At 36.6% G+C, this 20,651-nt stretch carries 21 protein-coding genes, 1 pseudogene and 1 riboswitch; of the genes and pseudogenes, 13 read left to right on the forward strand and 9 right to left on the reverse strand.

Annotated elements, in window-relative coordinates:
- Positions 1–47: 47 nt before the first annotated feature.
- Positions 48–2,609, reverse strand: a complete 2,562-nt coding sequence (locus tag BV906_RS01255) for a vitamin B12-dependent ribonucleotide reductase (protein WP_087971659.1) — start codon at positions 2,607–2,609, stop codon at positions 48–50.
- A 385-nt stretch (positions 2,610–2,994) separates the two neighbouring features.
- Between BV906_RS01255 and BV906_RS01260 the strand changes: the two genes are divergently transcribed.
- Both BV906_RS01260 and BV906_RS19985 read left to right on the forward strand, forming a co-directional pair.
- Positions 2,995–3,369 carry a rhodanese-like domain-containing protein gene (locus BV906_RS01260; RefSeq protein WP_087971660.1) on the forward strand — a complete coding sequence of 125 codons (375 nt, stop codon included), beginning with the start codon at positions 2,995–2,997 and terminating at the stop codon, positions 3,367–3,369.
- A 74-nt stretch (positions 3,370–3,443) separates the two neighbouring features.
- Positions 3,444–3,575: a hypothetical protein gene (locus BV906_RS19985; protein WP_281254100.1), complete on the forward strand. Its 132-nt coding sequence runs from the start codon at positions 3,444–3,446 to the stop codon at positions 3,573–3,575.
- A gap of 80 nt (positions 3,576–3,655) precedes the next feature.
- Here the strand turns inward: BV906_RS19985 and gcvPB are convergent, their stop codons facing one another.
- From gcvPB to gcvT, 3 genes are read right to left on the reverse strand one after another with little or no spacing between them, the layout of a single operon-like run.
- Entirely contained in the window at positions 3,656–5,113 is a 1,458-nt protein-coding gene (gene gcvPB, locus BV906_RS01265; RefSeq protein ID WP_087971661.1) for an aminomethyl-transferring glycine dehydrogenase subunit GcvPB, read from the reverse strand.
- Positions 5,106–6,455 (reverse strand): aminomethyl-transferring glycine dehydrogenase subunit GcvPA, encoded by a 1,350-nt coding sequence (gcvPA, locus tag BV906_RS01270; RefSeq protein WP_087971662.1) that lies wholly within the window; start codon positions 6,453–6,455, stop codon positions 5,106–5,108. The genes gcvPB and gcvPA overlap by 8 nt, the downstream gene beginning before the upstream one ends.
- Before the next feature lie 13 nt (positions 6,456–6,468).
- Complete coding sequence (gene gcvT / locus BV906_RS01275; RefSeq protein WP_087971663.1) at positions 6,469–7,584, reverse strand: glycine cleavage system aminomethyltransferase GcvT; 1,116 nt, start codon at positions 7,582–7,584, stop codon at positions 6,469–6,471.
- Between the two features lie 183 nt (positions 7,585–7,767).
- Positions 7,768–7,855, reverse strand: a riboswitch (glycine riboswitch).
- Positions 7,856–7,991: 136 nt separating this feature from the next.
- On the opposite strand from gcvT, the gene BV906_RS01280 reads away from it, so the two are divergent.
- Both BV906_RS01280 and BV906_RS01285 read left to right on the forward strand, forming a co-directional pair.
- Positions 7,992–9,653 carry a DEAD/DEAH box helicase gene (locus BV906_RS01280; protein WP_087971664.1) on the forward strand — a complete coding sequence of 554 codons (1,662 nt, stop codon included), beginning with the start codon at positions 7,992–7,994 and terminating at the stop codon, positions 9,651–9,653.
- Positions 9,640–10,419: a YqhG family protein gene (locus tag BV906_RS01285; protein ID WP_087971665.1), complete on the forward strand. Its 780-nt coding sequence runs from the start codon at positions 9,640–9,642 to the stop codon at positions 10,417–10,419. The genes BV906_RS01280 and BV906_RS01285 overlap by 14 nt, the downstream gene beginning before the upstream one ends.
- Before the next feature lie 235 nt (positions 10,420–10,654).
- Here BV906_RS01285 and BV906_RS01290 read toward each other — a convergent pair whose 3' ends face one another.
- Positions 10,655–10,837: a YqzE family protein gene (locus BV906_RS01290; protein ID WP_087971666.1), complete on the reverse strand. Its 183-nt coding sequence runs from the start codon at positions 10,835–10,837 to the stop codon at positions 10,655–10,657.
- A gap of 163 nt (positions 10,838–11,000) precedes the next feature.
- Between BV906_RS01290 and BV906_RS01295 the strand changes: the two are divergent.
- The 8 genes and pseudogenes from BV906_RS01295 (at position 11,001) to BV906_RS01330 (ending at position 15,554) form a co-directional block, all read left to right on the forward strand.
- A pseudogene (locus tag BV906_RS01295) lies at positions 11,001–11,910 on the forward strand (ATPase, T2SS/T4P/T4SS family).
- A complete protein-coding gene (gene comGB / locus BV906_RS01300) occupies positions 11,876–12,925 on the forward strand; it encodes a competence type IV pilus assembly protein ComGB (RefSeq protein WP_087971667.1) in 1,050 nt (349 codons plus the stop codon). The pseudogene BV906_RS01295 and the gene comGB overlap by 35 nt, the downstream one beginning before the upstream one ends.
- A 198-nt stretch (positions 12,926–13,123) precedes the next feature.
- Positions 13,124–13,447 carry a competence type IV pilus major pilin ComGC gene (gene comGC, locus BV906_RS01305; RefSeq protein WP_087971668.1) on the forward strand — a complete coding sequence of 108 codons (324 nt, stop codon included), beginning with the start codon at positions 13,124–13,126 and terminating at the stop codon, positions 13,445–13,447.
- Entirely contained in the window at positions 13,422–13,862 is a 441-nt protein-coding gene (comGD, locus tag BV906_RS01310) for a competence type IV pilus minor pilin ComGD (protein ID WP_087971669.1), read from the forward strand. The genes comGC and comGD overlap by 26 nt, the downstream gene beginning before the upstream one ends.
- On the forward strand, positions 13,849–14,193 hold the full coding sequence (locus tag BV906_RS01315; RefSeq protein ID WP_176330238.1) for a type II secretion system protein: 345 nt from the start codon (positions 13,849–13,851) through the stop codon (positions 14,191–14,193). The genes comGD and BV906_RS01315 overlap by 14 nt, the downstream gene beginning before the upstream one ends.
- Complete coding sequence (locus BV906_RS01320) at positions 14,174–14,593, forward strand: competence type IV pilus minor pilin ComGF (RefSeq protein ID WP_176330239.1); 420 nt, start codon at positions 14,174–14,176, stop codon at positions 14,591–14,593. Before BV906_RS01315 ends, BV906_RS01320 begins: the two co-directional genes overlap by 20 nt.
- Positions 14,565–14,948 carry a hypothetical protein gene (locus BV906_RS01325; RefSeq protein WP_087971672.1) on the forward strand — a complete coding sequence of 128 codons (384 nt, stop codon included), beginning with the start codon at positions 14,565–14,567 and terminating at the stop codon, positions 14,946–14,948. Before BV906_RS01320 ends, BV906_RS01325 begins: the two co-directional genes overlap by 29 nt.
- A gap of 363 nt (positions 14,949–15,311) precedes the next feature.
- A complete protein-coding gene (locus BV906_RS01330; protein WP_087971673.1) occupies positions 15,312–15,554 on the forward strand; it encodes a DUF2626 domain-containing protein in 243 nt (80 codons plus the stop codon).
- Positions 15,555–15,597: 43 nt separating this feature from the next.
- On the opposite strand, the gene BV906_RS01335 is transcribed toward BV906_RS01330, so the two are convergent.
- Positions 15,598–16,221: an MBL fold metallo-hydrolase gene (locus tag BV906_RS01335; RefSeq protein WP_176330240.1), complete on the reverse strand. Its 624-nt coding sequence runs from the start codon at positions 16,219–16,221 to the stop codon at positions 15,598–15,600.
- 184 nt (positions 16,222–16,405) lie between these two features.
- Between BV906_RS01335 and BV906_RS01340 the strand changes: the two genes are divergently transcribed.
- Complete coding sequence (locus tag BV906_RS01340) at positions 16,406–16,585, forward strand: DUF2759 family protein (RefSeq protein ID WP_245843791.1); 180 nt, start codon at positions 16,406–16,408, stop codon at positions 16,583–16,585.
- Positions 16,586–17,326: 741 nt separating this feature from the next.
- On the opposite strand, the gene BV906_RS01345 is transcribed toward BV906_RS01340, so the two are convergent.
- The 3 genes from BV906_RS01345 to BV906_RS01355 all read right to left on the reverse strand — a co-directional run bounded on the left by BV906_RS01345 (position 17,327) and on the right by BV906_RS01355 (position 20,648).
- Positions 17,327–19,264 (reverse strand): LTA synthase family protein, encoded by a 1,938-nt coding sequence (locus BV906_RS01345; RefSeq protein ID WP_087971675.1) that lies wholly within the window; start codon positions 19,262–19,264, stop codon positions 17,327–17,329.
- Positions 19,265–19,470: 206 nt separating this feature from the next.
- Positions 19,471–20,436, reverse strand: coding sequence for an ROK family glucokinase (locus BV906_RS01350; RefSeq protein WP_087971676.1), 966 nt, complete (start codon positions 20,434–20,436; stop codon positions 19,471–19,473).
- Positions 20,436–20,648 carry a YqgQ family protein gene (locus BV906_RS01355; RefSeq protein WP_087971677.1) on the reverse strand — a complete coding sequence of 71 codons (213 nt, stop codon included), beginning with the start codon at positions 20,646–20,648 and terminating at the stop codon, positions 20,436–20,438. Before BV906_RS01355 ends, BV906_RS01350 begins: the two co-directional genes overlap by 1 nt.
- Between the last annotated feature and the right edge of the window lie 3 nt (positions 20,649–20,651).

The following is a 20,651-nucleotide window of genomic DNA, read 5'->3' on the forward strand; positions in this document are numbered from 1 at the left end:
CAGAATACGAAGAAAAAGGACCAAACCTGGTCCTTTTTCCTTCTATCTTATAAACCGCATTTCAGCTGTGCGCCACAACTTGTACATGTATTACAACCACCAATATCTTCTACACTTCCCTCGCGGCAGACAGGACAAGTATCGCCGATTTCAGAGCCAATTGTTACTTTTGTTTTACCGAGTTCCTGAATCGTATCCATTAGGACAATTTTAGGCTTCTCTGTATCTGCAAACAACTCTGTTTGCTCACCAACTTTATTTTCCTCAGCTTTCAGTGTCAATACCTGTGTGTCACGACTGCCATCAACATAGACCGTTCCACCTTTTGCACCGCCATTATATAGTCTTTGGTAAACACTCTCCACCTGATCAACTGTATATCCTTTTGGTGCATTCACCGTTTTGGAGATGGAACTGTCTACCCAACGCTGGATAACACATTGTGTATCTGCATGTGCTTCCGGCGCCAATTCCATTGCAGTTACGAACCAATCTGGTAAATTTTCTGGATCTGCATCCGGGTTTCTATCCAAATATTCCTGAACGATATCTGCTTTCACTTCGATAAACTTACCAAGTCGCCCACTTCTGAAATAAGAGAAAGAGAAATACGGTTCCAGACCAGTACTTACACCAACCATTGTTCCAGTGCTTCCTGTAGGTGCCACCGTCAATAAATGCGAGTTGCGAATGCCATATTTCAAGACATCTTGCCTAATATCTTCTGGCATTCCTTTCATATAGCCAGTGTTGATAAACGCTTTTCTTAAAGCTTTTGTTTCATCATCATTTTTACCAACAAGGAATGGGAAACTTCCTTTTTCTTTGGCAATTTCAATGGAAGTACGATATGCAGTCGTTGCAATTGTTTCGAACACTTTATCTACTAGATCATCTCCTGCATCCGATCCATAAGGTGTCTCACAATAAATTAATAAATCATGCATACCCATAACACCTAAGCCAACCCGACGTTCGCCGAGAGCTTGCTTTTTATTTTCTTCCAGGAAGTATGGTGTTGCATCAATAACATTATCCTGCATCCTTACACCTGTTTGAACCGTTTGTTTTAACTTTTCAAAGTTTACTTTCTTCGTATCCTTATCAGCCATTTCAGCTAGGTTTACAGCAGCTAAATTACAGACTGAATAAGGTGCGAGTGGTTGTTCCCCACACGGATTTGTTGCTACTACTTGATCACCATATGCCTTAGCATTTGTCATATCGTTCGCATTATCGATGTAGAAAATGCCAGGTTCTGCTGAATATGTCGCACATACATTAATCAAATTCCATAATTCTTTAGCTTTAATACGACGATATACTCGAACACCATAACCCATTTCTTCCCATTTACGAACATCACCTACATCATGCCATTGTTCGTTGTAAGCTTTCATTTCTTCTTTTGTATAATTCTCTACATCAGGAAAGCGTAGTTCATACAATTCATCATTTTCGACTGCTTCCATAAATTCTTTTGTAATACAAACAGATATGTTTGCACCTGTCAAAAATTCAGAGTTATGAACGGTGTATGTTCCACCTATACGTAGCTTGTCTTCTGCTTCACGCATTGCAGCTTCAGTAAAACCACCAAGACCAGGAATTGCCTTATAATTTACGACACTCTGATAAAGATCAAATTCTGTTTCTGTTAAAGGTGTAAATTTCAATTTCTCTTCTGCAAGCCTTTTGATTTGTTCATCATCGGTATTTTCGATTAAATATCGAAGTATCCTGGAATTCTGCATCTTGGAAATAATAAATTCGATAATATCAGGATGAGAATCTACTAACATAATCATTTGTGCTCCACGTCTTGAGCCACCTTGTTCTACTAGATGTGTAAGCTTTGCAATATCATCCAACCATGAGACGGAACCGGAGGATTTTCCATTAACGCCTCTTGCCAATGTGTTTCTTGGTCGTAAGGTTGATCCGTTTGTTCCAACACCGCCTCCACGGGACATAATTTCCATTACCTGTTTCCGGTGATCGGAAATTCCTTCACGCGAGTCTTTGATATACGGCATAACATAGCAGTTGAAATAGGTTACATCGGTATCTGCTCCTGCACCATATAGAACTCTTCCTGCTGGTATGAAATTCAAGTCTGCAAGTTCTTTATTGAATACTTCGAACCACTCATTCCGCTTTTCTACTGTGTTTTCCACACTGGAAAGTCCTGTTGCATTTCGTTTCGCAATTTGTTCATAAAAAACTTCCAATGGTTTTTCAATCACATCAAGTGAACGTTTTATAATACCGGATTCTGCTTCTTTTTTATCATCAAGCACGGAGATGAATTCAGGATCAACTTGTACATCTGCCTTATTTTCGTTCCAGTCAATAGACTTTATGAAGCCAAGTCCTCTTGCCGGAAACTTCGGATCTGCTTTTACCGTCAAGACAACAAAGTCGCCAACTTTTAATGTCTTCTTTTCCGTATCCTTAAATGCATAGCGATCAAGCATTACAAGACGTGATACCCCCTTATGCGTTAGATTCATTTCCTCTGATATTGGATGTACCGGCGAAAAGAATTTTATATCCTCATTCAGTGACTTTACATTGAGCTTATTTTGAGATTTTACAACAATCGACATTCAGGTCTCTCCTTTTGTATATAACTAGCTTTTTATCTAATAGTAGAATACCACAACTAGCGAAAATAAAACAATATATAGTACTTGATTTTCAAAAGAACACTATATATTGTATATGAATCGCATATATTCTGTTTTGTCAACAACTAATATACTATGATTTTGGAAGAATAATAGAGATATTCAAAGTGAATTGCTTATTTTTTTACAGTATCAAACAATTTTATCGTTTGCATTATAAGAAAGCCCCTAAAAAGTTATCAAAATCTCCCTAATACTAATAATAAATGTCAAATAGGCTAAAATAAAGAGAAATACTTTGAAATATAACCATACTAGCCATATAATAGATAATGTACATTTTTGGACAGACGGGGGAAGTAAAATGGAGTTTTTATTTATAGCTTTAGTTGTGCTACTTGCAATAGGGATTTTTCGCTATTATAGACAACGAAATTACACGAAGGTGCTAACCGAAGATCAATTCCGAGAAGGTTACCGTAAAGCACAACTTATCGATGTTAGAGAACCCCAGGAATTTGACAAGGGACATATCCTCGGAGCGAGAAACATTCCTGTTAGCCAAATGAAACAGCGATTAGTTGAAATGCGTAAGGATAAACCTGTATATTTATATTGCCAAGGTGGTTCCAGGTCTGCTCGTGCAGCACAGTTACTGCATAAAAAAGGTTACAGAGACCTATACCAGCTAAAAGGCGGTTTCAAAAAGTGGACTGGTAAAATAAAGAAAAAAAACTAATCGTAAAAACCCAGGAAAATATTCCTGGGTTTTTTATTCTTACTTCTATTGCGTGTTCAAAAAGGAGTATAAAAATGACCGAGAAGTTCGAGGCGGCGAGCCTACTTCGTGAATTTTGCTTCTTAGCTGGCTTGCACCGAGGAATTCCCTTACCGAATATGCTTGTAGACGGAGGTGCAGAATTCTATTCGAGCGTATTTAATTAATACGTGAGTAGCGGAAAAGCAAGCATTCGTGCGAAATTCGAAGCGTCATTTTTACCGGACTTTTTGAATAACCTCTTCAATTATTTATTATATCTAAGAATCGGCTTACGAGCTGCCGTAGTCTCATCCATTCGTTTAACAATTGTGTTATGTGGTGCTTCCTGAACAATTTCAGGATTTTCTTTAACCTCTTCAGCTATTGTAAGCATAGCATCAATAAAACCATCCAATGTTTCCTTTGATTCTGTTTCGGTCGGTTCTACCATTAATCCTTCCTCAACATTTAGTGGGAAATAAATGGTTGGTGGATGGTATTCAAAATCCAAAAGCCTTTTAGCGATATCAAGTGTTCGTACACCTAATTTCTTCTGTCTGCTTCCAGATAATACAAATTCATGTTTACAATGCTGCGTATACGGTAGTTCATATTCTTTTTCCAATTTACGCATCATGTAATTAGCATTTAGTACCGCATATTCACTTACTTTCTTCAGTCCTTCTGCACCCATTGTGCGAATATACGTATAGGCACGCAAGTTGATTCCAAAATTCCCGTAGTATGGTTTAATTCTTCCAATAGATTGTGGTCTATCATATTCAAAAATAAACTCATTGTCTATTTTTGTAATTACCGGTTTTGGCAGGAATGGTTCAAGTTCCTTGGATACTCCAACAGGTCCTGATCCAGGTCCACCACCACCATGTGGTCCGGTAAAAGTTTTATGGAGATTCAGATGGACTGCGTCAAATCCCATATCCCCAGGTCGTGTATAACCCATGATTGCGTTCAGGTTTGCTCCATCATAATAGAGTTTACCCCCTACTCCATGGACAATTTCAGCCATTTCAAGGATCTCTGTTTCAAACAATCCAAGCGTATTTGGATTGGTAAGCATTAGTGCTGCCGTATCATTTCCAACAACGCTTTTGAGATCATCTATATCAACTAATCCTTTTTCATTTGTTTTAACCGTTACTGCGTCAAATCCTGCAACTGCAGCTGATGCAGGATTTGTACCGTGTGCCGAGTCAGGAACAATTACCTTCGTTCTATGGTAGTCGCCATTTGCTTCATGAAAAGCACGTATCATCATCAATGCAGTCCATTCACCCTGTGCTCCTGCAGCTGATTGCAAGGAAACTTCATACATCCCTGTAATCTCCTTTAAAGAAGTTTGCAGATCATAAAGCATTTCCATTGCACCCTGAACGGTTTTAGGATCCTGGAGAGGGTGGATGTTGCTAAAGCCTTCCAATCGTGCTACATCTTCGTTTATTTTCGGATTATACTTCATCGTACAAGATCCGAGTGGATAAAATCCGGTATCCACACCATAGTTTCTATTGGATAGACCTGTATAATGACGCATGATATCCAGTTCACTGACTTCCGGTAGTTCAGGTGGTGCCTTACGAATATATACTTCCTCCAATTCGGATTCCAAATTGAATTCAGTAACATCCAAATCTGGTAGACTGTAGCTTGTTCTTCCTTCTTTACTACGTTCGAAAATTAATGGAAAATCTTGATTAGCCATTGATATCCCCCAATTCCTTTACAAAAGAATCAATTTCCTCTTTTGTACGAATTTCTGTTACCGCAATTAACATATGACCTTCAAACTCCGGATAATCTCGTCCCAAGTCATACCCGCCAATAATACCTTTTTCAAATAATTTCTCATTAACTTTCGTGACTGAGTCAGAAAGTTTTACAACAAATTCATTGAAAAATGGGCTTTCGAAAATTACCTCCACATTGGCTTCTTTAAGACTCGCTTTCGTATATCTTGCCTTATGCATATTTACCGTTGCCATTTTTTTCAAGCCATGTTTCCCGATAGAGCTCATTGCTACAGAACTTGCGAGTGCATTTAATGCCTGATTGGAACAAATATTTGAAGTTGCTTTATCACGACGAATATGCTGTTCCCTTGCTTGCAGTGTTAGAACAAATCCTCTGACGCCCTCTTCATCTTTCGTTTGACCAACAAGACGTCCAGGAACTTTACGCATGAGTTTTTCTGTTGTAGCAAAATATCCGCAGTGCGGTCCGCCAAATTGTGCTGGAATTCCGAATACTTGTGTATCCCCGACCACAATATCTGCTCCAAATTCACCTGGAGGAGTGAGATATCCAAGTGCCAATGGATTGCTTGAAACAATAAACATCGTTTTCTTCTGCTGTTTGATTAGTTCTTCCACTTTTTGTAGTGGCTCAATCTGGCCGAAAAAGTTAGGGTATTGTATGACAACACCGGCAATTGTTTCATCCAACTCCTGTTCCAGCTGATTAAGATCAGTTAACCCGTCTTTTAATCCAATTTCCACGATCTCCACATTTTGACCTCTTGCGTATGTTTCGATTACTGCACGTGATTCAGGATGCACAGCCTGGGAAACCAGTACTTTCTTTCGTTTTGTTTGAGCAGCACTTAAATTAACCGCTTCTGCAAGTGATGTACCCCCATCATACATGGAAGAATTCGCTACAGGCATACCCGTTAATTCCGATATCATCGTTTGAAACTCAAAAATAGCCTGAAGCTCCCCTTGAGATATTTCCGGTTGGTATGGCGTATAAGCAGTATAGAATTCAGACCTCGATATGACATGGTCCACAACGGAAGGAATAAAATGATCATATACTCCCGCTCCAAGGAAAGAGCTGTACTCACTCAAGTTTGCATTTTTATTTGCCATTTGTGTAAGTTCCTTTTTTAATTCATATTCGCTCACAGGCTTTTTCAGGTGTAGTTCCCCCTGAAAACGTACACTGTTTGGAATATCAGCGAAAAGCTCATCTGTAGACTTAATACCAATTGTCTGAAGCATTTCCTGTTTATCATTTTCAGTCATTGGTAAATAACGAAATTCCATTATGGTTCCTCCTCTATTTATCACGTTTGTAGAATGGTGTCTTGACGACTTTTGCTTTAAGGGTGCGTTTTCTTACCTGTACTTCCAATTCAGTACCTTCCGTTGCAAATTGTGAATCTATTAGAACAAGTCCAAGGTTTTTATTCAATGTCGGTGATTGGGTGCCCGAAGTGACAAATCCAATTTCTGTAGCATCTTTCCATACGGAATAACCATGACGTGGAATACCTTTATCAACCATCTCGATTCCTACTAGCTTTCTTACTGAGCCATTTTCAACTTGATTCTTTAATGCTTCTTTGCCAATAAAATCTGATTCCTTATTCACTTTTACTGCAAATGTCAACCCAGCTTCAACTGGCGTAATATCTTTTGATAACTCTTGACCGTATAATGCAAGATTGACTTCAAAACGAAGTGTGTCCCTGGCACCAAGACCAATTGGTTCAAGACCATTATCTTTACCAGCATCTAAAATTAAATTCCACAACTCAGGGCCTTCGGATTTCTCAATATAAATTTCGAATCCATCCTCCCCTGTGTATCCTGTGCGAGAAACAATTGCAGGCTGTTTTAGGCCGTTAAATAAAACATTGTCCATAAATCTAAAAAATTTAATTTCACTTAAATCTGTTTCCGTAATTTTTTGCAGTATTTCTTCTGATTTGGGTCCTTGCAGTGCCAATTGAACATATTCATCTGATATGTTTGTAATGGAGACCTCATCACTATTGTACTGATTGTTTCTAACAAGCCACTCATAATCCTTGTCTGTGTTTGCAGCATTTACAACAAGCAAATAATCGTCCTCTGCAAGCATATAAATAATTAAATCATCAACCGTTCCTCCATTTTCGTAACACATGATTGTGTACTGTGCACGTGAGGGAACTAATTTGGAAACATCGTTAGTTACTAAATATTGCAGGAAATCCAGGCTTTTTGGCCCTTTAACAGAAATTTCCCCCATATGGGACACATCAAAAAGTCCTGCTTTCGTTCGAGTAACTTCATGTTCTGTTTTAATACCAGAAAATTGTACTGGTAAATCCCATCCACCAAAGTCAATCGTTTTTGCTCCATGTTTTTCATATTCAGGAAATAAAGGTGTACGTCTCAAATCACTCATCCTAACACTCTCCTGTTCTTCTTTTATTAAAAAAACGCATAAAAATAGAGACCCCTTCAAATGCTGAAGAAATCTCTGTCCTTAAACCAGAAAGTTGCATATCTTAACTGAAAAATAGATAGTGATCAGTTTAGATACTTGCTTCGTGGGTGGTTTACAAATCGTAAACACTCTCCAGAGTTGCGTCATACAAGAGTCTTTTTGCCTGAGAGATTCGCTCTTCACTTGCTCCTTCGGCGTTACTATTCGTAAGCTCTCCCCTTGTAATCATTCGCTAATGAAAAATCCATATTTGGTTATACTATATACCATTATCAAGGAAATCTATTTCTTTTCGAATTATAGCATAATTAGAATGAAAGTTATAGTAATTTCCAAATTTTAATAATGGAAAGTGGTCTTATCATATGGATTCTATTCATATACAAAAAGAACCAACCTTCATAAATGAATTAGAGTCAGTTCTTGAAAAAGATGAGCAAATTTCAAACTGGGATCTTTTTTCAATGGCTTATCAGGCAGAGCTTACTACCATTGCACCTTCATTTAATGGGTTGCGTTCACTGGAATACCTTCCACATATGGAGTTTATGGATCACCAGGTTGAAGTAGCCGAACAGGCTATCGAAACCATGAATGGTAAAGCAATATTGGCTGACGAGGTAGGATTGGGTAAAACCATTGAAGCTGGCCTTATTTTAAAAGAATATATGATTCGCGGATTGGTTAAAAATGCGCTTATTCTCGTTCCGGCTTCACTCGTTAATCAGTGGGTCAATGAATTGAATGAAAAATTTTATATACCGGCAGTTGCTTACCGAAAGAACTATAGTTGGAAGGGTAATTCAGTTATCGTTTCTTCAATCGATACTGCAAAACGCCCGCCTAACATGGATGAAATATTGGGATTGGAATATGATTTTATCCTGATTGATGAGGCACATAAACTGAAAAACCATAAAACGAAAAACTATCAATTTGCCCGGGCTTTAAAGAAGAAGTATTGTTTGCTGTTAACTGCAACACCGGTGCAAAATCGACTGATTGAAATATTTAATTTGATTACGATTCTCAAACCTGGACATTTAGGAAGCTATGATTCATTTATTAAAAAATTTGGAAAAGACCGTAGTAAATTAGAACAAGATCCATATTTAAAACAGTTGATCCAAAAGGTAATGATTCGAAATACAAGAAAAGCAACCAACCTTAATGATTCCAAACGAAAAATAGAAACATTATGGCTTGATTTTCCGAAAGAAAGTCGTGATGTTTATGATCATTTGGTTAATATTTCTTCAGGGTTCACTACTTTTTCGAAAATAACATACTTAAGAGAAATCTGTTCTTCACGTGAAGCATGCTATATGTCATTAAGTAAACTAACGGAGCAGCAAAATAATGACAGCGAAGTAAAACCTATACTTGCCAAAATCGAACAGCTTCCACATCATATAAAAGCAGAAAAAATTGTCGAGCTGATCCAATCGCTCGGGTGTGAGAAGGTCATCGTATTTACCGAATATAGGGCAACACAGTTCTATCTGCAATGGTATCTAAAACAGCATGGTATCTCGTCTGTACCTTTCCGAGGTGGATTTAAACGTGGAAAGAAAGATTGGATGAAACAACTTTTCGAGAATCATGCACAAGTACTTATTGCAACCGAAGCTGGTGGTGAAGGTATTAATCTTCAGTTCTGTAGTCACTTGATTAATTATGATCTTCCATGGAATCCAATGCGTTTGGAACAAAGGATTGGTCGGATTCACCGATTCGGTCAGAAAAAGGATGTGCATATTTATAATATTGTCATCCGGAATACGATTGAAGAACATATTCTGAACCTATTGTATAAAAAGATTGATCTGTTTGAAAAAGTAGTCGGAAATTTGGATGATATCCTTGCCGAATTAAATATACAAAGTATTGAGTCGGAAATGGAATCCATTTACAACGAATCCACATCAGCGGGAGAAGTGAAAATTAAATTAAATAACCTATCATCAATCATTCAAAGCACACCAACATATCATACAACTGAGGAGAAGCTATATGGCAATAACTAATTTGAATTTATTTTTAAGCAGCTATTTCACAGCAAAGAATTGCAAAGTCATTCAAAATAGTGATGGCGTTTTAAAAATACAACTCAATGAACAAATGGACCGGGAACTAATGAACAGACCATTTTATTGGCATTACATCAAGAAAATCGGACGGGATGGCGATCCCATGCAGCTAAGTTTGATTACCAATCCCGAAAAGCGTGAGGTTCCTGGTGAATGGATCCATTTCGGCAGTCCAAGATTACAACAGATTATGAATCATCTGAAAAGCAACGAGCGTTATACGAAGCTGTTTCAAAAGGTTGTTACAACAACAAATATTCCATTATATCCATGGCTTGTCACAAACATTAAAATTAGTTATCAAGGGCAACATAAAAAAGATGAAATATTTTCTATTGGACTGCATCTGGTAAATGGAAGAATGAAACTCGATATGATGCAAGAATTAGACAAACTCGATTTACAGACAAAAATTTCCGACTTCTGTTTTACCATTTCTCCTATGATAAAGCTTAAAAGCGGTTATTTGCGAATAGAGGATGTTATTACGAATTACGTTCATAACCAGGAAGATGACTGGGCTAAGAAATCACTCAAAATACTTGATGAGGAAATTCAAACATTAAAACATTTTTATGAAGGGGAAACAGATACAGAACAAATGAAAAAAGAAATCGACGACTTAACAAAACGTTATACACCCAAAATTACAATAACGGTTATCAATGGTGGAATATTTTATTTAAGAGAGGATGCTTTATAAGAGGATGTTCAAAAAGTCCGGTAAAAATCACACATCGAATTTCTCACGAATGCTTGCTTTTCCGTTCCTTGGAAAAGAAAAACGTTTTTCCTGCGAGCAAGATCGTTTGCTCACGTATTAATAGTATACGTTTAATAGAATTCTGCACCTCCGTCTACAAACGTATTCGGAGAAGGGAATTCCTCGGTCTTTTTATACACACTATAAGTAAACAAAAAGGAGAATAGCAGAAGCCCTACCTGCTATTCTCCTTTTGAAACATCATTTTTATTGTAAACGGAAGTATGCCAAGCCATTTGCTTGTGTAAAATGGATAATCTATCCTTTTGTTTTTACGTTTCTTTTTTTCCTCTGTTGACAAGTCCATATAGGTGATAAATTGCTCGGTCATAAATTTTATATAATCATTCCCAGACACATGAATCCCACCCCACGTTTAAGCTAATATTCCTATCATTTGCATTACAAAAAAATATATTCAAAAATCTTTATTTATAAAGAAGGAATTTATCAAAGCATGTCGAATATAGTATTTGTTGGATAAAAAAGGAGGTGAAATTTTATTGAACCCTGCAGCCCAATTGTCTGACAATCTTCTGAATGCTTCGCTTAAAGTAAATGCTTCCGATATTCACTTCTACCCATTTCAGAATCATACCGACATCTATTTCCGTGTTCAAGGTAAACGGATATTGTATGAAAAAATTCGGATAGAGCAATACCAGTTACTCCTAACCTACTATAAATTTATTTCCGGTATGGACATTGGTGAATCCAGGAAACCGCAGAACGGCACCATTCAGCATGATGCAGATGCCAAATTATATTCATTACGTATATCAACACTCCCACTTCATCAAACAGAAAGCTTGGCTATCAGAATCCTTCCGCAGGATACCACACTCACATTGGAACAACTATTTCTTTTTCCAAACCAATTAAACAGAATTAAGAAATGGATTACAAATCGTGCAGGAAAAATCCTACCAGACAATTACATTGGAGGATCCAATTGAAAAAGATATGGAACATATTCTACAAGTACAGGTAAATGAAAAAGCTGGGATTACCTATCAAACGGGCCTCAAAGCTGCCTTACGTCATGATCCCGATATTATTATGGTGGGAGAAATCCGTGATAAATATACAGCACAATTCGCATTTGAGGCTTCATTGACAGGACATCTTGTTTTAAGTACATTACATGCAAAAAATGCTATAGGTACCATTCATCGATTAATTGATATGGGCATTGAAAGAAGTGACCTGGAACAATCGCTGATAGCAGTAGCAGCATTGGAGTTAGTTCCTTTGCAAACTAACCAAGCAACACGAAGAGCAGCGATACTTGAATTACTGGATGGTGAGACGCTTGAGCATGTTATTGAAGGAAAGGAATATATGAAACCAGAAACGTTCCATTCATTTGAGTATTTAAGAAAGAAGGCTTTTGCATATGGATTCATTTCTGAAGAGATTTACTACTCGTGAGAAAAAGTTAAACAGTAATTTGCAACTTCGCTTTCTCCAGTTATTGCATCGTCTATTGTCAAGTGGTTACCCATTACTAGAAGCTCTGGAAACAATCAAGTGGGATAAGGAAATGAACCAAACTGCGGATTTGATTACGACATCATTGAAGGATGGCCTATCAATTGATGGGGCATTTGAACAGGCTGCATTCCACCCTATCATCACTTCTTATTTATATTTCGTACGTGGAAATGGTGATTTAGAAGGAAGCATTGAAAAATGTGCCGCTATGTATGATCATCGAATGAAATATATTAAGAAATTTCAACAGGTTGCTAGATACCCATTAATTTTATTTTTTGTCTTTGGATTGCTTCTCTACTTCATTAAGACAAGTGTACTCCCCTCCTTCCAAGATATTTTCCAAACAAGTACAGAAGCATCCTTGACGGTTTCAATTTCCATTGTCGTTATTGATATTCTTAGTAACGTTCTGCTATTCTTAATGATTGCATTTTTCAGTTTGGTTGTTGTATGGACCCTAACAAAGCATAAATTGCCAATTGAAAACCAGATAAAAGTATATAGCGCAACCCCTGTATACAGGAAATTTTTGAAGCTGCAAACATCCTATTTATTCGCCGCTCATTTTAGTTCCCTCCTTAAAACCGGCATGTCATTTCGGGAAATTCTACATCATATGTCCAACCAACAAAAACTTCCTATAATCGCCTACTATGCAAGTCAAATGACAACCGAATTATCAAAGGGACTTCATATTTCCAGTTTACTAACCGTATTTACTTTTATGGAAAACCAGTTAACTTCTATTTTCCGTAAAAATGTTGATGCACATTCCCTAGAAAAGGATCTGAACATTTATTCCGAGCTACTAATGGAGGAAATCAGACGGAAAATTATCAAAAGTATTACATTCATCCAACCAGTGTTCTTTCTAATCCTGGCCGGTTTCATTGTTTTTATATATCTAACATTGATGTGGCCAATGTTTCAATTAATCAAAACAATATAAAAGGTTGTTCAAAAAGTCCGGTAAAAATGACATATCGAATTTCTTTGTTAGCAACTTCGTCCTACAAGGACTACGCTTACTCAAACTTTGACGCACAGGCGTGCTAGTGTCGGTGTTGCAAAAGGACGTTGCGAACTTAGCAGACCTCGGTCATTTTTATCCTACTCTTTGAACATATACTATAAAGGAGTTCATACAATGTTTAAGAACAATCGTGGTTTTACTTTAATCGAAATGTTAATTGTTTTGATGGTCATCTCGGTTTTAATTATCCTTATCGTCCCTAATTTAGGCGATAAAAGTAGCGAAGTACACAGCAAAGGTTGTGAAGCACTAGCGAGTACCGTTCAGTCGCAAGTGGAGACATATTATATCGACAAGAATAAGTATCCTGCTACTTTAGATGAATTGGTACCAGACTATATTAATGATGAACAGAAATCATGTCAAAATAATGAAGATTTAAATTATATTATAGAAGAGGACGGCAAGGGAGTTGTCTCCATACCAAAGGATTCCTAATGGTTTTACGTTGCTGGAAGTTCTCTTTGTACTAACATTATTATCTGTTGTTTTAGTACTCCTCCCTCCCATCAACGTAGATGTGATAGCAAAGCAGCAAGAAAAGCAATTTATTGAGACCTTTCAATTTGATGTGTTGTATGTGCAGAATATGAGTAACTTAATTACAAATGAAGAAGTATTTATCAGATTATATAAAGATAATTATAAGATATTACGAGGCTCATCCGAAACCATTGCGGAACGAACGTATCCACCTGGATTGGTAATTGATCCAAGAGGAAATGCCGATATTAGTTTTAATACTAGTGGTACATTTATCTACCCTCGCACGATACGAATCACGACAAAAAATAACGATTATAATGCAGTTTTCCAGCTTGGGAAAGGAAGGTTTTATATTGCGGAAAGATAACGGCTTCACCTTAATTGAAGTATTGGTAGCAGCAAGCATCCTATTCATGACAGTTTCTACATTCCTGCCGATTATTTTGATTCTGGACGCTGAACAAAAAGTTTTAAGTGATCGCCGTCATTTAACGCATATGCTCCATGATGAATTACAGTATTTTATATGGAATCCTTCAACGGAAAAACTTCCATCACAATTCACTGAAACTGTTCATACAATTCCTGCAAAATTTGAATTCAGTATTGAAAAGCAATTAATTAAAGGATGTGTCGAATGGAATAATGCAAAGAATAGAAAGGAAGAAATATGTTTGTATGGAATACAGACATCGTGAGCAAGGCTTTACATTTATAACCGTATTACTCACGATTACAATACTATCCATTACATTGCCGTTTCTAAGCTATATAATTCAAGCTGCTGACTATGAATCAAACTATGAAGAAGTTTCCGTACAACAATTCTTTCAGTTTGTTCGGGATGAGGTAATAAAATCTACATCCCTTCAAGTCAAAGGTAAAAAATTATATCTAAATCAAAAATACGAGCATGTATCTGCAAAACTTGAATTATATGGAAGCTTGGTTAGACGACAGATAAATGGGCAAGGTCATGAAATATATTTAAGGGAAGTAAAAGATATTTCCTTTACTTCCCTCCCTTTTGGGGTACGTATTTCTGTAACCATGCTATCAGGAGATAAATATGAAAAATCAATTGTACAGTACTACTAATGAAGATGGTTTTATTCTACCATATGTATTATTCATCATCTCGTTGCTCTTTCTGTTAATAACAGCTAACATCAATCATTATCAACGTGAAATAGAAATAACTGATAGGCATATTCAGCAAGTGAGAATAGAGACTCTTTTTCAAATGGGGCGTGAAAAGGTCAAATCAGAAATCGAACACATACAATTAAATGATACTTTAACATATGATTTTCCAAATGGCGAAGTGCGAATTGAAGTTAAAGCATTAAAAGCTAGTAATTATGAATTACTTTTCAATATTACTTCGGATTCAAACGAACACCGCTACGAAATAACAAATATATTACAAGTTGAAGAAAACGTGACGGAATAGGCTTATCGGGTATTGCAAAGCTGTAAATATTAACTATCATAGTGTGTTTTTAAAAAGGAGCCAAATTATAAGCGAGAAGATTGAGACGGCGAGCCTACATAAGCGAATTTGCTTCTTAACTGGCTTGCACCGTGGAACCCCTTCTCCGAATATGCTTTTAGACGGAGGGGCAGATTTCCATTAAAATTATGCAATTAATACGTGAGTAGCGGAAAAGCAAGCGGGCGACTAGATTCGATGCTGATCATTTGGTGACTTATTGAACATCCTCTTATAGTAATTGTTTAGGACATTCGTTTACATTCTGTTAATCGTCGTATATAATAACAATGAAAAGGCTACCTAAAAGGAGGGGGAATACACATGGATCGTATGTTTCGTGTTCTTGCCTTTTGGACGGGTATTTTTACAGTAATGTTTTATGTCGGTGACATGACGAATACTGCACTATTATTCCTGGCTCAAACGGCGTTTTTCCTTACAGTAAGTTATTTGAAATTATCTGAACGTATGTATATGTATTTATTCGGAGCGTATTGTACCGTATTCATGATTGGTTTTACATGGTATTCTGAATTTATACTTGTACCTGGTTTCGGACATTAAAATCTGAAAAACCCTGCATTAATAATATGCAGGGTTTTTTATTTTATTCTCTAACAAATGGATTTCTTTGTTTTTCCATACCAATCGTTGTTTCTGGACCGTGTCCTGGATAGACGGTATAAGTATCATCCAAGGTATAGAGCTCGTTTCGAATACTCCTTTCTAGCTCTTCCATACTACCTCCATACAAATCTGTCCTTCCTATTCCCTGGTAAAATAAAACATCACCACTTACTATAATCTGATCTTCTTCAAAGACAAAACTTACACTGCCTGGTGAATGTCCTGGAGTATGTAAGATCCTAAAGTTAAACGTTCCGAGTTGAATGTTACCTGGAGCAAGTGTGAAATCCGCTGCACTCGCAGTAATTTCATTCCCACGTAGCTTTCGGGAACCATTCTTCTCTGGGTCAGATAACCATGATGCTTCATTCTCATGGATATAGACTTTGGCACCAGTCTGCACTCTAATTTCTTCCAATGCGCCAATATGATCAAAATGTGCATGTGTTAACAAAATTGCTTTGACTTGGAGATTATTCTGCTGCAGAAAATGAGTAATGTTTTCTGCTTCAGCACCAGGATCAATAATTAATGCTTCCTGTCCCTCATAAACAATATAACAATTTGTACCGATAGGTCCTAGAGACATACCTTCAATCTTCAATACAAAAACCTCCATTTATTATCATTTTGATGATCAAAAGAAAACGATTTTATTATAACTCGACAAAAACAAACTAATGCTTTAAAATAAAAGATAGAATGTCTTAGTTACATAATAATATAAAAGTACTTCCTAACAAAATTTCATGCTTTAGGAAAACAGCTTCAGAAGGAGGATGAAATCTATGCAGCATATTGTACTCGCAATTGTATTTTTATTTGTAGCATTACTCTCAATTGTATCCGTTATTCGTCAATTGAAATACAAAAACCTTTTTGCTTTGGCTTTTTCAGGACTTGCAGCGTTAGCATTTGGCTTCTTCTCAATTGCAACTATTTTATCAGAGATAGGCATTATTAATTAAACATTGGTTTCAAAAAAAGTTAACTTTAAAGAGTTAACTTTTTTTATGGCTGTTTTCGTATAGATTGTTATTATTAGCTCCGCAGTCGAGATAAATTGCAAACTAAGATAAGCAACTTCGGGGACCGCTCTGGAAAATATACTACCGCGCCTAAGGTGGCTAGTGAGCCCTTTCATGCTGACGCATTTCAGTGTCTCATCTATACTTCTCTTCCCGTAGTCTCCGTGTATTTCCCAGAGCTAGTTAGAAATGCTTGCAATTAATATATCTGCAATAGCTAAAATAACATCGTATAGCTTCACCAGTCCGGGTGAGGGCTGTGACTCCTCGAAAATACAAACCAATTTTCTTACGAAGATGCAAAAGCTGCCGAAGTCTTCCTTGTCCTGTGGGAAAAGCACGTGTCCGAAGACCCCGCAGAGTGGTTTTCTCGGACGTAGCTTGAGGCCGTGCCCTAAGGTGCGCATCAGCCCAGAGCGATCCCAGACGGCGATAAAAGCACATACTTATAGTAATCATCTAGCAGTTAGTTCGATGTTTATAGAAACTTCAAAGGTTGAAAAGCAACAAAATTTACGCGGAGCTTTTATTGAACAAAAGTTAAAAATCTAGGTACCGATTATGAATTGCACCCATTGACGGAGCTGTTTTATGTCTGTCAGTAAATTGCTGTCAGAAATTCATGCTTACATATGATATAAAAAAACTGTCTTCAGTCTTTGCTGAAAACAGTTTTTTTGGCTAGTCATTTTCAAATAGTTCTTCATCTTCTGCACCGACATCAACAAATCGGAATAAGTCCCCATAAATCAAATTATCGGAGTAAGCTAATTCTGCTTCAACTTTTTCTTGAATTGGTAAACAGGCATTAGCCACTTTGGTTTTTTTTTGATTTTCTTCTTCCGATTCTATTTTACTCTGTACTGGCTCACCTGTTTGGCGATCATAACAGATACCTACTGTAGAAATATACTCATCACTTACAAAATCACCATTTCTTAAGGCAATATAGCCTTTTCTATCTTTGGAAAATACATCATTACCGAAATAGATATCATTTTCTACTTCGATACCCAACAAACTTAATAACGTCGGTTTCATATCAATTTGACCGGTTACCTCAGATATAACTTCTCCATTACCATTACCGGGAATATGAATAAATAATGGTACCCGTTGTAATTGTACTTGATCATAAGGAGTGATTTGGTCTTTATCCAAATACATGCTCATTGCCTTATTATGATTGGCACTAATACCAATATGATCTCCCATGATAACGATTATAGAGTCCTCATACAAACCAGATTCTTTCAACTGTGTAAAGAATTCTTCAATTGCTTCATCCATATATCTTACAGCTGGAAAGTAATTATTAAGTGTAGCTGAATTGGAATCATATGCATCAATCGATGTATCTTCTTCACTCATTTCAAATGGAAAATGGTTGGTTAACGTAATAAACTTTGAATAAAAAGGTTGTTCCATCGACCGCAAATACTTAATCGATTGCTCAAAGAATGGTTTATCCTTTAGTCCCCAACCAATTGTATTTTCCTCTGTTAATTCATAGGATTCCTCGCCATAGAATTGATCAATTCCCAGACTTTCGTACATACCATCCCGGTTCCAAAAACTTTTGTTATTGGAATGAAGTACGGCTGACGTATATCCCTCTTCGTTTAGGATTTCAGGTAGGCCATTATATTCATTACTTCCATGTGTAAAGAATACAGCACCGCGTGATAAAGGATAGAGTGAATTTTCTACAAGGAATTCGGAGTCAGAGGTATTCCCCTGACCGGTCTGCTCGTAAAAGTTATCAAAATAATATGTGTCTTCATTATCGATAAGACGATTAAGGAATGGCGTCACTTCTTCACCATTAACTTGATTATTAATTACGAATTGCTGAAGTGACTCTGCGTTAATGAAGATAACATTCTTACCTTCAGCTGCACCAAACATATTTGAATGCTCATCTACTCTTACATTCTCATCAACAAACTCCTGAATTTCAGGCAATTCGTTACCATCTGCAAATACACGTTGGGATTCCGTTTTTGAATGAACAACTAGGTCATAAACATGGTAGTTGAACAATCCAATGTTTTTGACAAGATATTCACGATCAAAAGCACGTGTGAATAACTGTGGCCTTTCCATTTCAGCAAGGAAGAAATTACCAGATAGCAGTACAAGTGACATTGCAAGTGCAAATACTTTCCCACTTTTTGGATAGTCAACAGCCAACATACTTTCTTGCTTCTTACTTAAATACCATATAATGGCTGCATCTATAAATAACAAAATATCATAGGGTTTAATTAAAGTTAAAATACTTGATCCAAGGTCTGACATATTACTTCCCATAAATAATTGTGGAATGGTTATAAAGTCTGTAAACTGACGATAAAACACCAGGTTGGCAAACACTATCAATGTTAAAAACAGTGTTACATATCTGATGAATTTCATTTGCCGTGATGTTTTATTAAACCATACACTGATTGCAAAAATTAAAAATGCTGATACGAAAGGATTAACAAGTAAAATAAACTCCTGCATCGGGTTTTCTAATTCAATATTAAACATAAATCGATAAACAATATATGTTTTTAATCCAAACAATAATGCTGCGATCATATATAAAGGTATTGAAGGCAGTTTAAGCTTCATGATTTTTCCTCCTATAAAACTCTCTCCATTTACATAATAATTTTTTTCTTTTTCTATGGTTTAATTGTAAATAAAAGTTAACGTGGACAACTATATATATGACGTAATAGCCATTCAAAAGGTTTCACTATATTTACATAAAATTAATAAGCATCATTATTTGGTTTACCATTTTAATAGTATTCGGAGAAAAATCAAGTGTGAAATTAGAATTTGTGCAGCTTATCTAGTACTAAAAACGCTCCCCCAATTATACCAGCGTCATTCCCAAGCTGTGCTGCCTTTATTTCACAGGCATCTTTAACTCGTGGTAATGCATGTTTTTCAAATGCTAATTTGATTTCATCAATTAGTTGATCACCAGCTGTTGATACTCCTCCCCCAATCAGAACCTTGGATGGATTAATAATGACACCCATATTTGCAATCACCTGACCGAGTAAATCTGCCGTTCTTTTAATTATATGATTCGACATGGAATCTCCATCACTCGCTATTTCAAAGATATCTCTAGCTGTAATCCGCTGATTTTTTCTGTATGTTTCTCCAAGCACACTATCAGGAAAATCCGAGATCTTTTCCATTGCTTGTCTGACAATACCAGTTGCAGATGCAACTGTCTCCAAACAGCCGTAGTTTCCGCAATTACATGAATAACCATTATCTTCTACTTTTATATGACCAAGTTCTCCGGCCATACCACTCTCTCCATTGAGGATAGTACCATTCGCAATAATACCACCACCAACACCAGTACCTAGCGTAATTGCTATAAGATTTTTAGATTGGTTTCCTGCCCCAGTCCAATTTTCTCCAAGTACAGCGATATTCGCATCGTTTTCAATGAATACCGGTATACCAGATTTTAATTTCAACTGGTTTGCCAGATCAACATTTTTCCACCCAATATTTACTGCTTCGTATACAAATCCGGTATCTGCATTAATAAAACCCGGTGCTCCTACTCCTATGCCGCTAATCAAAGTATTATTCAGGGCCAGTGATTCAATTTTCTTAACTATGGAATTCCATACATCATCAACAATAGTTTTACCACCATTAGAAATGTTTGTTGGAATTTTCCATTTTTCAACGATTGCCCCATTATTATCGATGATACCGATCTTTACGGTTGTACCACCAATATCGATTCCGATTAGTAATTCATTCATTAATCAGTCGCTCCTTTTTGGCCGTCTAGTCTATTTATCTCTCTTTTTAATAAAAGTTTAGCCATTTGATATTCTTTTACTTCTATAAATCTCATTTGATAAAGTTCATCGATTTCTATTTCCATCAGATTAAAATCGCCAATTCTGTCACCAGTGTAAATAAAGGTACCATATCTTTTCAATAACTGCTGTATATCATAAATTGTTTTCATTAT

The organism is Oceanobacillus rekensis (genome assembly GCF_002153375.1).
Taxonomy (GTDB): Bacteria; Bacillota; Bacilli; order Bacillales; family Amphibacillaceae; genus Oceanobacillus; species Oceanobacillus rekensis.

What these genes read in the sequence shown, in the direction of transcription:
- BV906_RS01255 (WP_087971659.1), bottom strand. Translation starts at nt 2,609, where the DNA reads ATGTCGATTGTTGTAAAATCTCAAAATAAGCTCAATGTAAAGTCACTG.
- BV906_RS01260 (WP_087971660.1), top strand. Translation starts at nt 2,995, where the DNA reads ATGGAGTTTTTATTTATAGCTTTAGTTGTGCTACTTGCAATAGGGATT.
- BV906_RS19985 (WP_281254100.1), top strand. Translation starts at nt 3,444, where the DNA reads ATGACCGAGAAGTTCGAGGCGGCGAGCCTACTTCGTGAATTTTGCTTC.
- gcvPB (WP_087971661.1), bottom strand. Translation starts at nt 5,113, where the DNA reads ATGGCTAATCAAGATTTTCCATTAATTTTCGAACGTAGTAAAGAAGGA.
- gcvPA (WP_087971662.1), bottom strand. Translation starts at nt 6,455, where the DNA reads ATGGAATTTCGTTATTTACCAATGACTGAAAATGATAAACAGGAAATG.
- gcvT (WP_087971663.1), bottom strand. Translation starts at nt 7,584, where the DNA reads ATGAGTGATTTGAGACGTACACCTTTATTTCCTGAATATGAAAAACAT.
- BV906_RS01280 (WP_087971664.1), top strand. Translation starts at nt 7,992, where the DNA reads ATGGATTCTATTCATATACAAAAAGAACCAACCTTCATAAATGAATTA.
- BV906_RS01285 (WP_087971665.1), top strand. Translation starts at nt 9,640, where the DNA reads ATGGCAATAACTAATTTGAATTTATTTTTAAGCAGCTATTTCACAGCA.
- comGB (WP_087971667.1), top strand. Translation starts at nt 11,876, where the DNA reads ATGGATTCATTTCTGAAGAGATTTACTACTCGTGAGAAAAAGTTAAAC.
- comGC (WP_087971668.1), top strand. Translation starts at nt 13,124, where the DNA reads ATGTTTAAGAACAATCGTGGTTTTACTTTAATCGAAATGTTAATTGTT.
- BV906_RS01320 (WP_176330239.1), top strand. Translation starts at nt 14,174, where the DNA reads ATGGAATACAGACATCGTGAGCAAGGCTTTACATTTATAACCGTATTA.
- BV906_RS01325 (WP_087971672.1), top strand. Translation starts at nt 14,565, where the DNA reads ATGAAAAATCAATTGTACAGTACTACTAATGAAGATGGTTTTATTCTA.
- BV906_RS01330 (WP_087971673.1), top strand. Translation starts at nt 15,312, where the DNA reads ATGGATCGTATGTTTCGTGTTCTTGCCTTTTGGACGGGTATTTTTACA.
- BV906_RS01340 (WP_245843791.1), top strand. Translation starts at nt 16,406, where the DNA reads ATGCAGCATATTGTACTCGCAATTGTATTTTTATTTGTAGCATTACTC.
- BV906_RS01345 (WP_087971675.1), bottom strand. Translation starts at nt 19,264, where the DNA reads ATGAAGCTTAAACTGCCTTCAATACCTTTATATATGATCGCAGCATTA.
- BV906_RS01350 (WP_087971676.1), bottom strand. Translation starts at nt 20,436, where the DNA reads ATGAATGAATTACTAATCGGAATCGATATTGGTGGTACAACCGTAAAG.
- BV906_RS01355 (WP_087971677.1), bottom strand. Translation starts at nt 20,648, where the DNA reads ATGAAAACAATTTATGATATACAGCAGTTATTGAAAAGATATGGTACC.